Here is a 14,692-nt window from a genome sequence, read left to right as displayed (position 1 = left end):
GCTTCACAACCATTTGCATATCCTGTAACTGTATAAGTCGTTGTAATTGCAGGATTCACATCTATACTGGCTGTGGTTTCTCCTGTACTCCATTGGTAAGTTTGAGCTCCTGAAGCTGTTAGTGTCGTTGTTTCGCCTTCTGTAATCGTTATATCTGATCCTGCATCAATACCTGGTAAAGCATTAACAGTAACCACGACTTCATCTGTGTCTGAACTTGTTCCTAAAGCATTAAAAGCGGTCACTGTATAAGTGGTTGTTGAGGATGGACTAACCTCGATACTTGAGGTTGTTGCTCCTGTATTCCATTGGTAAGTTGCTCCGCCACTTGCAGTCAGTATTATACTTTCACCTTCACAGATGCTAACATCTGTACCAGCATTTGCAGTTACTGTATCTGTTTGAACAGTCACTAAAATTTCATCTGTAGCTTCACAACCATTTACATATCCTGTAACTGTATAAGTTGTTGTGTTTACCGGATTCACATCTATACTGGCTGTGGTTTCTCCTGTGCTCCATTGGTAAGTTTGAGCTCCTGAAGCTGTTAGTGTTGTCGTTTCGCCTTCTGTAATTGTTATATCTGATCCTGCATCAATACCTGGTAAAGCATTAACAGTAACCACGACTTCATCTGTATCTGAAATAGTTCCAGTAGCATCAAAAACTGTTACTATATATGTCGTTGTATTTGTTGGATTTACATTAATACTGGCAGTTGTTTCGCCAGTGTTCCAAACATAAGCAGCTCCTCCTGTAGCGGTTAGCGTAGTTTGTAATCCATTGCAAATCGTTTGATCGTTTCCTGCGTTGGCAACGACTTCGTTGCCGATAAGAAAAACCGTTATGGAGTCTGTATTTTCACAAGTGCCAGTTGTTCCTGTGACCGTGTAAGTTGTTTCAATTGTTGGACTAACCGTAATACTTTGAGTGGTTTCTCCTGTACTCCATTCATACGAATCTGCTCCTTCAGCAGTTAGCACGATAGATTCGCCATAATTTATAGTCAAGTCTAATCCAGCATCAACGCTTGGTAAAGGATTAACAGTTACAGTCACTTCTTCAGATTCACTAGCACATCCGTTTTCAAAAGTTACTACGCTATAGGTAGTCGTTGTATCAGGACTAACTGTGATACTTTCAGACGTTTCAGTTGTATTCCATAAATAACTTGTTCCACCTGAAGCCGTTAATATTACTGAAGCACCTTGACATATTTCAATGTCATTTCCAGCATCAGCAACAGGTGTAGAATTAACAGTTACAACTACCGTGTCTGTTGTAGTACTGCCATCTGAATGTGTTCCAGTTACTGTATAAGTTGTGTTTGATGTAGGGTTTACATCTATTGAATCACCTGAAATGTTACCTGGTGTCCATACATAAGAATCTGCATCAGTAGCTGTTAATGTTGTTGTTTCACCTTCACATATTGAAACATCATCTCCTGCATTGACTTGATTAGAACCAGAATTTAAAGTCATAAAGTTTAGATAATATTCTAGATTTGTATATCCATCAGGCTGAACAATATTTCTATCGGAAGCATTATTTATATTTAAACCATTGTTTGATTCCCAAGTATCTGGCATACCATCATTGTCAGTATCAACTAAAGCTAGTCCATTTCCTATCACAGGATAAACAGCACCAACTCCTGTTGCTGTGACTCCATTCCCATTAATCCAACTATTTACAATTCTTTCATCTACACTATCCCTTGTAGGATAGCTACAACCTAAAGTTGGAAGCAAAGTAGATTCTAATGAAGAAGCTGGGATTGGTGTTATACCAGAGGATTCGTATGCCGTAGATTCTAAATACGGATTTAACGCACTATCATTTACACTCATACTATTAGGCTTAATATTACCAGATATATAAGCATGAGTTTCAGAAGCTGTACCACCTCCAGAAGATGAAGCATCAACTACTGCACTATTAATAGGGTTTACTTGAGAAGACAATTTGTAGTGATTATTTAATACAGAGAATTTAACTCCTAAACTTGGCTTAGTTGCCACTCTAAATCCGTAAACTAAGTTATTAATCATTTCAAAGTCTAATTCATCAGACACTGGGTAATTACTTCTAATATTTCTTTCAGAATTTAAAGCAAATAAATTTCTATATACACTAACATTATATACTCCTGCCCATGTTAACATGGCATATGTACTTTCTGCTATAATTGAATTTTGAATTGTAATATTTCTTAAAATACCACCACTAACGCCTCTCATGTTGAAATTCTCATCATCTCCCCAACTAAACGAACAATGATCAAATATGATATTCTCAACAACAGTTCCAGACCAGGCAGTTAAACTAACTGCATCAGAGTCAAAACCAGCATCTTGACCAGACCTAAATCTCATATATCTGACAATAATGTTAGATGCTTCAAATTGAACCATTCCGCCTCTAATTAAAATACCATCACCTGGAGCAGTTTGACCAGCTATGGTTAAATTTCCGTTATCGACATATATGTTTGAGTTGAGATTGATTGTACCTCCAACTTCAAAAACAATAGTTCTTGCTCCTGAAGCATCTAGAGCTGCTCTAAAGCTACCACTTCCAGAATCGTTAAGATTTGTAACTTTAATAACTTGTCCTCCTCGTCCACCACTAGCATATTTCCCAAAGCCTTCTGCAGATGGAAATGCTAATTGTTGTGAAAAAGAATAATTACTAATACAAAGTAAAAATAAGCTCAATAAAAAGTAAACACTATAATGTTTACTACCAATAAATTGGCATTGGGGATTTAGGGTTTTCATTTGCTATTAATATTTGGGGCACTAATTATTAGGGCAATCTATAAATAATTGTTTTATTTTAACGTTTAAAGTAATAATTATTCGATGTAATGCTTAAAAAAGAAATATTTTTCTTACAAATACAGTGATATCTGTTTTAAACTGGTAATTTTTTTAAATAAAAAATCGATTAACAATATTATAAGTACGACCAAATGCATAAAAAAGATGTTTTGAAGTAAACTTTAACATATTTTTTTATGGTTTAGAAAAATTTTAAGAAAGAAGATTTGACTGTAATAATGTATTTCGTACCAATTTAAATTCGTTTAGTCTAAACTGTTTCGTTTGATACTGAGTAAAAGAAAAAAAAAATTATTTTCGCAATACAAAATATAATTAGGTGTGTTTTAGAAACATCCTTTTTTATGTAAATAAAACTATCAATTGATTCCAAAGTTTGACTTAATTAAGTTTGTAAGAACAAGTTTAAAAAACCCAACGATTACAAATATTATAATTGTTGGTGTAGTCACTTTATGTGTTAAAGTCTTGGGCTTCTTAAAAGAAGCTGCTATAGCCGACAGTTTTGGTTTGTCTGAGCTTGTAGATACTTTTTATATAGCCATACTTATACCTGGTTTTATGAGTAATGTATTTCTTGGTGGTTTTAAAAGTGTATTCATACCTAATTATGTTATAGAATTAAATAGTGGTAAAAACATCAGAGCATTTCAAACCACATGCTTTTTAGTTACTATTGCAGTTGCTTTAGTTTTTTGCTTGATTGCTGTTCTATTTACAGATGTTTATCTTGAAACCTTCTTTTCTGGTCATTCTGAAAGTTACTATGCGTTGATTAAAGTTCAATTTTACTGCATAATTCCTTGTATGATATTTTGGGGATTATCTTCAATGCTAAACGGATTATTAACCATTTATGATGAATTCATGTTTTCTTCAATGAATTCTGTGTTTACGCCTATTACTATAATGATATGTCTTTTCTTCTTTAAAGAAGAATTGGGTAATTTGGTTTTAGCAAAAGGAACATTGATTGGAAGCATTCTCAATTTTTTATTTTTATTAACCGTAACCTTAAAAAAGAAAATTATTAAACTTGGAATTCCTGATTTTGTATCAAAAAACATTAAAGAGTTATTCATTCAGCTACCAGCAAAACTTTCTGCAAATATTTTAACAGGAATTAATCCCATAATCGATCAATATTTTGCTGCACAACTTATTATAGGTTCTATCGCTGCGCTTAATTATGGTGTAAAGATTCCAATGTTTGCCATAGGACTAGTCACTTTAGCACTTGGCAATGTTTTATTGCCTTACTTTTCAAAAAAAGTAATTGAAAATCGTGATAAAGCGTTTTCTGAACTAAAACGAATTTTAAAATTCTTACTTATTGGAAGCAGTGCCATTGCTATAATATTGATTGTATTATCATCTCCTCTAATTGCTTTAATATTTGAAAGAAATGCTTTTACAAGTGACGATACCGTAATCGTTTCTGGTATACAGCAATTATACCTGATTCAAATACCTGCATACATCACTACAATTATTATGGTACGTTTTTTAGAATCTATTAATAAAAATAGATTTATGGTTTTGGCTGCTGTAATTTGTTTGGTCTTAAATATCACTTTTAATTATTTCTTAATAGAACATATTGGAGTTTACGGATTAGCTCTGGCAACATCTGCAGTTGTTATTGTAAATAGTTTAATTTTATACGGCTATATTAGTCATCTAAATAAAGAACAAAAAGCAATCATAACCAGTTAAGAAAACTGCTAACCATGACATGAAAATACTTCGTTACATCATTTCTATTCTACTGGTCTGTAATATCCCTGGAGTTATATTACTAAACTTTGGTGACAGTATGGGGAGTGTGTTTAGTTATTTAACGCTTTCGTTATTAATCTTTTTTTACGCAATTAATGAAAAACATGCTTTGCCATGGCCATTTATAATATTTGCCTTGCTGTATTATGTCATTTCTGGTTTGGTATATGTTCCTGATGAAAAATATTATTATATAGATTTTATAAAATATGTAATAATCATAGTTTGTGGTGCTGAGTTAGCCAGAAGAACCACAGTTAAAGAGTTATTAGTATTATTCATAATTGCTGTTTCAAGCATCCTAATAAATGCTATCTTTTTTCCTATGGATTATGGCAGGTACAGCGGATTCTTTTTAGATCCAAATGCTGCTGGATTTGCTTGTCTTATTGGAGTTATATTGACATTTTCTATAAAAAAGGATAAATGGAAATATATCTCTTTGTTGTTTTTTACATTTTGTGGAGCACTAACCTTTTCTAGAACTTTTATATTATTATGGGTCATTATAATTCTTATTTCTACTTTTCAAAACCGTAAAAACGTCAGTATATTTGTTGCTGGCTTTTTAGCCATATTCCTATTATTAAGCATCTCAAGTACCTTAAGCCTTAACACCGATAGACTCAATTTACTAGATAGTGCTTTTGGAGAAGGAAAAATTGATAGTTCTGTAAATAATGATTCTAGAACAGAAACATGGTCAAATTACTATGATTTAATTTTTGATTCTCCTATTGTTGGTAATGGTTATGAATCCTTTAAAAGTGACAATATATATGAAGTTGGCGTACATAACAACTACCTTAGAGTTATTGGAGAAAGCGGAATAATTCCTTTTTTAATTTTTGTGGGCATCTACTTCTACATGCTATTTAAAAGCTTTAAAACCTTTAGGACAAAACCTTACGAGTGTCTATTGGCTATCGGCTTGGTTATTGTAGGATTAACAAATCATAATTTTGATACCATACACCATGTGACCTTTGTTTCTATATGGTTATATCTTAGAGTTATCGAAAATGAAACTGAGGAAATCGATCACCTAAAAAATCAAGGCTAAATATTACAATTGTAGTTCAACCAACAAATTTACTGAAGTCTCTTTATCAAGGAAGAAAATTGGCGTTTTATCGAATTTTTGGCAATAAAACTCTTGTTTTATTTTTATGTCATACATTTATCTTTCAAACCAATAGAAAATGAAATGAATTTTCGATTTTTCAAACAACATTTTAGTATTCCTAAAGCAAACAGGCTGCTTAAAATATTGTTAAGTATTGATATACTGTTTATCCTGCTACACGCTTTGTTTGTGTTTTTAGTCTTTAAAAGAATAGAACTTGGTTGGTCAATTGCTCCCTTTTATTTAAATAATGATGATGGTTACCCTGAAATGTTTCAGTATTTACAGTTTGTCATTGGGATCATTATACTTATAAAATTGCTTATTAAAACCAAAAAAATGGGTTATGTTTCATGGCTCCTGTTATTTGTGTTAATGCTGTTGGATGACTCAATGAAATTCCATGAACGGTTTGGATCTTGGGCAACTGAAAAATTCAATTACGTACCTATGTTTGGTTTGAGAGCACAAGATTTAGGTGAACTAACTTATGTTGCCATTTTTGGCTCAATCCTTCTCTTTTTTTTAGTAGGAGGTTATTATTATGGAGATAAGAAATATAGGAAAACAGCTATTGATTTAGGGTTGTTATTTGCCGTATTCTTGTTTTTTGGGATAGGTGTAGATATGCTTCATGAATTTATAAATCACAACCGTTACACATTACTTTTTATTGTTTTATTAGAAGATGGTGGAGAAATGGTTGTACTTGGTTACTTTGTATGGTATTTATATTTTTTACTGTTGAAACCTACAGATCATGACACTTACTTATTTCAATATTTTTATAAACCTAAATTAAAATAAGGGCATTTTATACAGGTTTCAGTTCTTATGAAAAATACGAAACAGATAAAAATTTTAAACGATATTATTTGAAGCAAATAGGTGTCAGATACAGAAAATAAAATGACTAAACATAAATTAAGAATTGGGTTACTTCTAGAAAGTAATAACTTATCCTCTTGGTCATTCAGTTGTATTGAGTCGTTAATACATTCTGAATATGCTGAAATTGTATTAGTTATTAAAAATGAAATTCTTTCAGAACAAAACACAGCTTTTAGTTCTAAAATCAATCAGATTTCTTATTCTGTGTTCAGAGCAATAGAAAACAAAATTCATAAACCTAATCCAGACGCTTTAATCAAAAAAAATCTAAATTCGATTTTAGACAATTGTAAAGAACGTTCGAGTTTAACTATCGAAACAGAAGATTTAAAACAGCTGGACTTAATCGTTCAATTAGACCAAAATCCCATTCCAAAACAACTATTACAACATGTCAAGTATGGCATATGGTCTTATTATTTTGGTGATTACACAAAAGAAAGAAAAGGTCCTGTAGGAGTTTATGAGCTTTTTGAAAATCAAATAGACACTAAAGTTTCACTTCATATAAATGGAACTATTGTAAATGAGGATTCTGTTATTTATGAAACTTCATTTTCAAACGATAAATTATATTGTAACAGACACGCTAATACAATCTATTGGGAAGCTGCCCATATGCTTCCAAGAATGATTAAAGAATTATATGAATCTGAACCTGATGAATTCTTCAAAAAATGGTTAGATAAATATTCTAATTCTAAAATTCAGAAACATCAGGACTATAAATTTCCAAGTAATTTTCAAACGATAAAAGCGGTTTCAAAATTGTATTGGAAAGCATTCAAAGGTATTATCGAAAGACGTTCGTATTTTGAACAGTGGATTCTTCTTTTTCAAATAAATTCAGATAAAAAACGTCCTAAATCATTCCATAATTTTAAAAGAATTCTGCCACCAAAAGACCGAATTTGGGCAGATCCCTTCGTAATAGAACGGAAAGACACCTACTATATTTTTATTGAAGAGTTGCTATTTAGTGAACCTTATGGTAAAATTGCTGTCATTGAAATGGATAAAGATGGAAATTATAAGTCTCCAGAAACCGTTATAGAACGACCCTATCATCTCTCCTATCCTTTTTTAGCTGAAGATAATGGTGAATTGTATATGTTACCGGAAACTATGGGCAATAATACCATAGAATTGTATAAGTGCATAGCGTTTCCTTATAAATGGGAATTAGAAAAAGTTATCATGAATAACATTAAAGCTGTTGATTCCACACTGTTTAAACATGATGATACATACTGGCTATTTACTAACATTGAAGAATTTAACGGAATCAAAACCTCTGGAGAATTACATTTGTTTTATTCAGATAGCTTATTAAGTGATCATTGGATTGCTCATAAACAAAATCCGATTGTCACTGATAAAAGTTGTGCGAGACCTGCAGGTCATATTTATGAATCTGAAAATTGTATGTTTAGACCAGCTCAAGACTGTACAAAACATTATGGTTATGGCATAAAAATCAATGAAATAACAAGCTTAAACACTGCAACTTATAAAGAGCGTTTAAAACAAACCATATATCCAGATTGGAGTAAAGATATGTTCTCAACGCATACGATAAACGCTTCAGGAGATTTGACTGTCATGGATGCAAAAATTAAAAGAAAACGCTAAACTATAATGCAAAAACCAATAACAATAGTTCATATAACAGGTAGTTTAGGAGGTGGTGGCCTAGAACAAATGGTGTTTCAATTTGCAAAACGAAGTAATTCTAGTATAAAAACAATTGTTGTTTCGGTTACTGAACTTAATACTTTAGAAGATAAATTTTTAAAAGAAGGGATTGAAGTTCATTTTTTGAATATTTCTTCCTTTAGAAACTCAACATTAACCAAAGGCTTAAATAAACTTCACAATATCATAAAAGATCATGAAAACGTAGTTTTTCATTGTCATCAATTTCATAGTGGTCTCCTAGCTGTAATGTATCGTATAAAGTATAAAAACATACCTATTACTTATACGATGCATACAAACAAAGTAGCTTCAGTAAGTAGGCGATGGATTTTATTTCTAGCGAAACCATTTAGAAAAAAGGATATAATTTTTAGTGTTAACTCAAAAAAATGGTACTTAAAAAATAGTGTCGTGATACCTAATGGAGTCGATTTTTTAAATTTTAATCCAGAAAAAGAAAGAATTCCAAGTCCATCTAAACCATTTGTGTTTTTGTTTTTAGGACGCTTAAGTACACCTAAAAACCCGTTAGCTTTGATTACAATCGCTAATCAATTAAAAAACAAAAACATAACAAATTTTGTAATCCATGTTGCTGGTGATGGCATAATGAAACAACAATTAATTGATGCAATTGCTAAAAATAATCTTGAAACACATTTTAAACTTTTGGGTTTTGTAAACGATATTAAAACAGTTATTGATGTAGCACATTGTTTAATCCTTCCATCATTATGGGAAGGTATGCCAGTAGCTATTATTGAAGCTGCAGCTTCTAAATTGCCTATAATATCTACTCCTGTTGGTAGTATTCCTGATTTTTTAAATAAGTCTAATGCCACAGTTTGTGATGTGAATTTATTTCCAAAACAAATGATATCTATGATAGAAAATTATGATGAAGCTATAAAAAAAGCTAGAACATTGTACGAAGAAGCTAAATCTGTTTTTAATATCGATAGTGTGTATTTAAAACATCTAGAAATTTACCAATCTACCTTAAAATAAAAACTTATGTTTGACAAAACTAATTCTGACTTTATAAACTGAATGGGTAATAAAATAAAAATATTATTTATTTTACCTTCTCTCAGGCCTGGAGGTGCAGAACGTGTGGTTTCTTTTATTGCTCAACATTTAGACAAAACTAAATTTGAACCTAAACTTCTAATTATTGGATATCAGAAAAAGGCTGCGTATTCTTTTAATAATATTGACACCGAATTTTTAAATAAAAGCCGTGTCCTTCGTGGAATAACTGGAATTTTTAGTGCCATAAAATCTTTTAAGCCTGATATTGTGATGACTTCTATTGCTCATCTTACAATGGTTACAGTATTACAATCATACTTTTTTAGAAAGACTAAATTTGTGTCTAGAGAAGCTAATATTAAAAAAGTAAGTCGACAATACCATAATGAAATGCCTTCATTTCTTGGAAAAGTATTGAGCAAACAAAGTTATAAGTTACTTGATTTAATCGTTTGTCAATCTAAAGATATGGCTAGTGAATTAATAGAGATGCATCCACAGGTAAAGAAAAAAATTGTTGTGGTAAATAACCCAATTACAAAAGTATTTGCATCAGAAATTAAAAATTCTACCTTATCAAAACCTAATTATATTACTGTTGGAAGATTACATGAGGAAAAAGGACATTGTAGAATTCTTGAAGCGCTTAGTAAATTAGACTATGAGTTTAATTACACGATAATTGGAAAGGGCACATTTAAAAATGCAATTGTAGATAAAGCAAATGAATTAGATCTTAAGGATAAGATTATATGGATAGATTTCACTAACGAAGTACCTAAATATTTAATGAACAGTTCTGTATTTATTCAAGGCTCTTATGCTGAAGGTTTTCCTAACGCACTTCTTGAAAGTTGTGCAGTTGGCACACCTGTAATTGCTTATCACTGTCTAGGTGGCACTTCAGAGATTGTTGAAGATGGTATAAATGGCTATTTGGTAAATTCTGAAATCGAATTGAAAAATAAATTGATAGATTTGAAAACAAATCCAATGGACAAACATCAAATCATAACATCTGTTATGAAAAAATTTAGTCCAGAACATATCATAGCACAATATGAAGATGTATTCATTAACCTCATTACTTCATAATGCAAAACAAGCTACAAATTGGGTTTTTGTACTTCCCGACGATTTAATTGGTGGTGGTGCACAGCAAGCACTTTTTATCATTATCAACTATTTCATAAAGCATAATAAAACATGTACTGTTGTTTTTAATTTTAGATAAAATAAAAAAGGGTATTGAGATTTTTAAGAAAAACAACATTGAAACAAATATTTGGGTTGCGCCTTCACATACTTTTGATTTAAATACGTTAATAGCCTTAAAAGTAGAAAGCAACATAACTACTATAAGTGTTGGCAATTTTTAAGTGTAGAAAATGGCTTAAAAACTAATTCTGTAAACTTAAATTTAGATACTTTACAACTGTGGTGTGGTTTACGCACAACATTGTACAAATAAAATACAACGTGTTATCAAGGACGTTCACTGTTGTAATTGCGCAAAATAGTAATATCCACTGGTGGTCAAATCATCATCGTCAAGGTGTTTAAAATTATCAGCTAAATCTTCTCTTTTGAATTCATTTTTACTAGAATTTCGTCTATCATAAATAATTTTAAAATTATTAGCTTCTATGAGTTTTAAATGAGAAGATAATGGTGCTCTGTTTATTACGAACGACTGACCTGTGACAATATCCCATTCTAATTTACTAAGCGTCCAATGTTCATTCCATAGCTTGGTTCTATTCATAGATTTAAAATCAATTTTATGAGAAATACAGCCTCCTGGTTTCAACCACCTATTCATTGCAGTATAGGCAAATGGTAAATTATCTATATGCTGTAAAACTGTATGCGAAATAATATAGTCTACAGTATTCTCTTGTATGACATTAGTTTTTTCCCAGGGAATTAAAGAAATGACATAACTGTTTTCTTGATTAAAAGGATCAAAAAGTTCCTTACGAATGTTATTTATTCTTTCTTCTTTTAAACAATCTGACAAATGTAGCTTGGTTAAAATATCTGAAGGAAAATCTAAAGTTTTATTAGGTGTTTCATCAAATTTTGAACTTATGGTTTCCGTTTTGGTTTCAGCCTTAAATAATTCCACTAATTCATCAAAAACTTTGACGTTGTTTTCAATATTCCAATACTGATTTTTCTCTAAAGCAAATAGTTTTTCTGAGCCTGATAATAAGGCAGACAAACCAACTCCTAAAGATTTTCCTGGACCAAATTCTACAACTACTTGAGGTACTTTATCATTAACACGTGACCAGTATTTTAAATGCTTCATCCAAACTCTATAACAATAAAGACTATTACCTCCAACCCTCTCATGATTTAATAAATACCTTCTAAATAAAGACGAATGTTTAACTAAAAACAGAAAGACTTTTCTCAATTTTCCTTTTAAGTAACCTTTTAAGAAGTATTTTATTTTCATACCTAAATTTTTAAATTAGTGCTGGTTCAAATTATAAATGCAACTACTGTGATAAAAGCCAATAAGAACTATAATAATTGTTATCGTTGTCTTTAAGTTTTAATAGTGTTAGGGTACAAACTTTATAGTTAATACTCATAATTGTATCGTTATTAGATACGAGATCACTAGAATATGATTGTAATGTAATGAATTTTATTTTAAAGGTGTTTTCAAGGTCTAAACGCAACAAAATTTACAAATTAGTTATGATTTAATTTAGTTTTTTACCATATGTTTTATGTAATTATTGATTTTTAATGATGTTTTAACTGAGAGTCCATGTCATTTCTTCTATAAATTCATCTGAAATACAAAAAATTCGATAACTTGTACCTTTTCAACTCATATACAAAATTACCTTATAAGACACTATAAATAAACATATTACACACTAAATGCTTCACCTTTTACTTTACAAAAATCTAAATTCTGTATGTCAAGTTTATATTATTTCCTTCTTTTATGATAAAATTACTTAGGTTTAATCTTATTTTCTTTCAAAACCAGTGAAAACTAATAATACATTACATACAAAGATGAAATTAAAGCCTTATGACTAATAAAGATGAAATAGACTGGCTTTTTGTACTTCCTGATGACCTTATTGGTGGTGGAGCTCAGCAGGTTTTATTTACAATCATCAATTATTTTATCACTAAAGGTAAACAGTGTACTGTAATCTTTTTGGTAAAGAAAAAGCATCATGGATGGGAATCTTTAGAAGACAAATGCAACATTGTGTACCTCGATAATACTTCTGTATATAAAGGGTTTTTCAGCGCAGCTAAATACATTAGTACCTTAAAGAAAACAAACCATATCAAACATGCCATTAGTTCGCAGGCATTGATTAACGGTTTACTGGGATTTCTGAAACTCACTAAAACTTTAAAGCACACCAAACTCGTTTTACGTGAATCAACTTCAATATTCTTAAGATTTAAAGGCTTTAAACTCCTACTCTACAAAACTGCTTATGTAATAGGTTATAGACAGGCAGACTTAATTATTTGTCAGACTGACCTAATGAAACAACAACTTTTAGAAGCGCTACCTTGGCTAAAGCAAAAGAACAAAGTTGTTGTTATTCCCAATCCTGTTAACCTAAATGAAATTACAACTAAGGCTAATCGAACTATAGATTTTGAAATAGACAACTTTATAGTTGCAGCTGGACGCTTTATTCCTGAAAAAGGGTTTGACCTTCTTATAGATGCATTTAACACTTTAGAAGACAAGTCTTTAAAACTTGTTATTCTTGGCATTGGAACTGAAGATGAAACACAAAAACTAAAACATCAAATTGCATCGCTTAATCTTCAAAATCGTGTTATTTTGTATGGTTATGTCAAAAATGTATATCCTATTTTTAATCAGGCCAAACTTTGTGTAGTCTCCTCTAGGATTGAAGGATTTCCTAATGTATTATTGCAAATGATGTCGCAAAACAATACTGTAGTAAGCACTAAATGTGCAGGAGAAATTGCAAATATAAAAGGGGTTTTCACGTGTGAAACACACAATGTTTCTGCTTTGAGCAATACCATGAAAAACGCACTTACAAATACGAAAGCATACAGAGATTTGTATTTTAACGATTATATTGAATCCAGATCAATTGATAATTTCATACATACGATGCTTAATCAAATCAACCATCAATAATGCAAAAGCTTATCAGGATAACAACAGTTCCTTCTTCGTTAAGAACCCTTTTAAGAGGTCAGCATCGTTTTATGAGCAATCATTACGAAGTCATTGGAGTTTCAGGAGATGGAGACGCTTTAGCTGAAGTAAGACAAAATGAAGGCATCAGAACTCATGTCGTAGAAATGACAAGAACCATAACGCCTTTTAAAGATTTAAAAGCCGTCTATCAACTGTACACATTTTTTAAATCAGAAAAACCTTTTATCGTTCATACACATACTCCAAAAGCAGGAACTGTAGGCATGTTAGCTGCAAAATTAGCTGGAGTTCCTCACCGCTTGCATACTATTGCTGGTTTGCCCTTACTCGAAGCAACAGGGAATAAACGTAAATTATTAAATGCTGTTGAAAAATTTACGTATCGCTGCGCAACCCTTATTCTTCCAAACTCTTTTGGCTTAGAACAAATTATTTTAGACCATAAGTTTACAACACCTGATAAACTCAAGGTTATTGGCAATGGAAGCTCAAACGGAATTAATACCGAACACTATGATACGGCTTTAGTTCCCGAAGACGTAAAAACTAATCTAAAAGACGAATTAAACATTTCTGAAGATGATATTGTTTTTATTTTTATTGGACGCATAGTAAAAGATAAAGGTATTAATGAATTAGTGTTGGCTTTCAATTCATTATCTGAAAGTAATAAAAATTGCAAACTCTTATTAGTTGGTCCTAGAGAAAATCATTTAGACCCTTTATTGCCTGAAACTGAAGATTCTATAAAAACCAATACACAAATTCTTGCTGTTGGTGTTCAAAAAGACATCAGACCATATGTTGCAATATCACATGTACTTGCTTTTCCTAGTTATCGTGAAGGGTTTCCAAATGTCGTATTACAAGGAAGCTGTATGGAATTACCTTGTATCGTTGGAAATATAAATGGCTGTAATGAAATTATAGAACATGATGTCAATGGTCTGATAATTCCAGTTAAGGATGCTAAAGCCTTAGAAAAGGCCATGCAATTTATGATTGATTTTCCTGAAAAGCGCCAAGCCATGATTACAAATTCCCGCAACAGAATTATAAATCGTTATAAACAGGAATTTGTCTGGAATGAAATTTTAAAATTATATCAAACTTTAAAATCATGAA

Annotated in this window: 11 protein-coding genes and 1 pseudogene; 10 read left to right on the top strand and 2 right to left on the bottom strand. The window is 31.2% G+C overall.

Annotation, left to right across the window (positions count from 1 at the left end; translation table 11 throughout):
* Nucleotides 1–2,783: pseudogene (locus ACRHNM_RS15405) on the bottom strand (hypothetical protein); the annotation flags it as partial.
* Between the two features lie 426 nt (nt 2,784–3,209).
* Between ACRHNM_RS15405 and murJ the strand changes: the two are divergent.
* The 8 genes from murJ to ACRHNM_RS15365 all read left to right on the top strand — a co-directional run bounded on the left by murJ (nt 3,210) and on the right by ACRHNM_RS15365 (nt 10,751).
* Entirely contained in the window at nt 3,210–4,562 is a 1,353-nt protein-coding gene (murJ, locus tag ACRHNM_RS15400; protein ID WP_431137547.1) for a murein biosynthesis integral membrane protein MurJ, read from the top strand.
* Nucleotides 4,563–4,581: 19 nt separating this feature from the next.
* Nucleotides 4,582–5,688 (top strand): O-antigen ligase family protein, encoded by a 1,107-nt coding sequence (locus ACRHNM_RS15395; protein ID WP_431137546.1) that lies wholly within the window; start codon nt 4,582–4,584, stop codon nt 5,686–5,688.
* A 144-nt stretch (nt 5,689–5,832) separates the two neighbouring features.
* Nucleotides 5,833–6,558 (top strand): hypothetical protein, encoded by a 726-nt coding sequence (locus tag ACRHNM_RS15390; RefSeq protein WP_431137545.1) that lies wholly within the window; start codon nt 5,833–5,835, stop codon nt 6,556–6,558.
* 102 nt (nt 6,559–6,660) lie between these two features.
* Complete coding sequence (locus ACRHNM_RS15385; RefSeq protein ID WP_431137544.1) at nt 6,661–8,274, top strand: glucosamine inositolphosphorylceramide transferase family protein; 1,614 nt, start codon at nt 6,661–6,663, stop codon at nt 8,272–8,274.
* A gap of 6 nt (nt 8,275–8,280) precedes the next feature.
* On the top strand, nt 8,281–9,348 hold the full coding sequence (locus ACRHNM_RS15380) for a glycosyltransferase (RefSeq protein ID WP_431137543.1): 1,068 nt from the start codon (nt 8,281–8,283) through the stop codon (nt 9,346–9,348).
* Between the two features lie 42 nt (nt 9,349–9,390).
* Nucleotides 9,391–10,467, top strand: a complete 1,077-nt coding sequence (locus tag ACRHNM_RS15375; RefSeq protein ID WP_431137542.1) for a glycosyltransferase — start codon at nt 9,391–9,393, stop codon at nt 10,465–10,467.
* Nucleotides 10,439–10,606 (top strand): hypothetical protein, encoded by a 168-nt coding sequence (locus tag ACRHNM_RS15370; protein ID WP_431137550.1) that lies wholly within the window; start codon nt 10,439–10,441, stop codon nt 10,604–10,606. Before ACRHNM_RS15375 ends, ACRHNM_RS15370 begins: the two co-directional genes overlap by 29 nt.
* Nucleotides 10,587–10,751 carry a DUF2334 domain-containing protein gene (locus tag ACRHNM_RS15365; protein WP_431137541.1) on the top strand — a complete coding sequence of 55 codons (165 nt, stop codon included), beginning with the start codon at nt 10,587–10,589 and terminating at the stop codon, nt 10,749–10,751. Before ACRHNM_RS15370 ends, ACRHNM_RS15365 begins: the two co-directional genes overlap by 20 nt.
* A 116-nt stretch (nt 10,752–10,867) precedes the next feature.
* On the opposite strand, the gene ACRHNM_RS15360 is transcribed toward ACRHNM_RS15365, so the two are convergent.
* Nucleotides 10,868–11,836, bottom strand: a complete 969-nt coding sequence (locus ACRHNM_RS15360) for a methyltransferase domain-containing protein (protein WP_431137540.1) — start codon at nt 11,834–11,836, stop codon at nt 10,868–10,870.
* A gap of 594 nt (nt 11,837–12,430) precedes the next feature.
* On the opposite strand from ACRHNM_RS15360, the gene ACRHNM_RS15355 reads away from it, so the two are divergent.
* Together ACRHNM_RS15355 and ACRHNM_RS15350 are read left to right on the top strand one after the other, a co-directional pair.
* Nucleotides 12,431–13,543 (top strand): glycosyltransferase, encoded by a 1,113-nt coding sequence (locus tag ACRHNM_RS15355; protein WP_431137539.1) that lies wholly within the window; start codon nt 12,431–12,433, stop codon nt 13,541–13,543.
* Entirely contained in the window at nt 13,543–14,691 is a 1,149-nt protein-coding gene (locus tag ACRHNM_RS15350) for a glycosyltransferase family 4 protein (protein WP_431137538.1), read from the top strand. The genes ACRHNM_RS15355 and ACRHNM_RS15350 overlap by 1 nt, the downstream gene beginning before the upstream one ends.
* Nucleotide 14,692 lies beyond the last annotated feature (1 nt).

Source organism: Psychroserpens mesophilus, from assembly GCF_050617655.1.
Lineage (GTDB): Bacteria > Bacteroidota > Bacteroidia > Flavobacteriales > Flavobacteriaceae > Psychroserpens > Psychroserpens mesophilus_A.
This window is presented reverse-complemented; position numbering and strand designations above follow the sequence as displayed.

Bases quoted from the DNA above. Each gene is read 5' to 3' on its own strand.
- ACRHNM_RS15395 (WP_431137546.1), top strand. From the start codon at position 4,582: ATGAAAATACTTCGTTACATCATTTCTATTCTACTGGTCTGTAATATC.
- ACRHNM_RS15350 (WP_431137538.1), top strand. From the start codon at position 13,543: ATGCAAAAGCTTATCAGGATAACAACAGTTCCTTCTTCGTTAAGAACC.
- ACRHNM_RS15380 (WP_431137543.1), top strand. From the start codon at position 8,281: ATGCAAAAACCAATAACAATAGTTCATATAACAGGTAGTTTAGGAGGT.
- ACRHNM_RS15385 (WP_431137544.1), top strand. From the start codon at position 6,661: ATGACTAAACATAAATTAAGAATTGGGTTACTTCTAGAAAGTAATAAC.
- ACRHNM_RS15390 (WP_431137545.1), top strand. From the start codon at position 5,833: ATGAATTTTCGATTTTTCAAACAACATTTTAGTATTCCTAAAGCAAAC.
- ACRHNM_RS15360 (WP_431137540.1), bottom strand. From the start codon at position 11,836: ATGAAAATAAAATACTTCTTAAAAGGTTACTTAAAAGGAAAATTGAGA.
- ACRHNM_RS15375 (WP_431137542.1), top strand. From the start codon at position 9,391: ATGGGTAATAAAATAAAAATATTATTTATTTTACCTTCTCTCAGGCCT.
- ACRHNM_RS15355 (WP_431137539.1), top strand. From the start codon at position 12,431: ATGACTAATAAAGATGAAATAGACTGGCTTTTTGTACTTCCTGATGAC.
- ACRHNM_RS15370 (WP_431137550.1), top strand. From the start codon at position 10,439: ATGTATTCATTAACCTCATTACTTCATAATGCAAAACAAGCTACAAAT.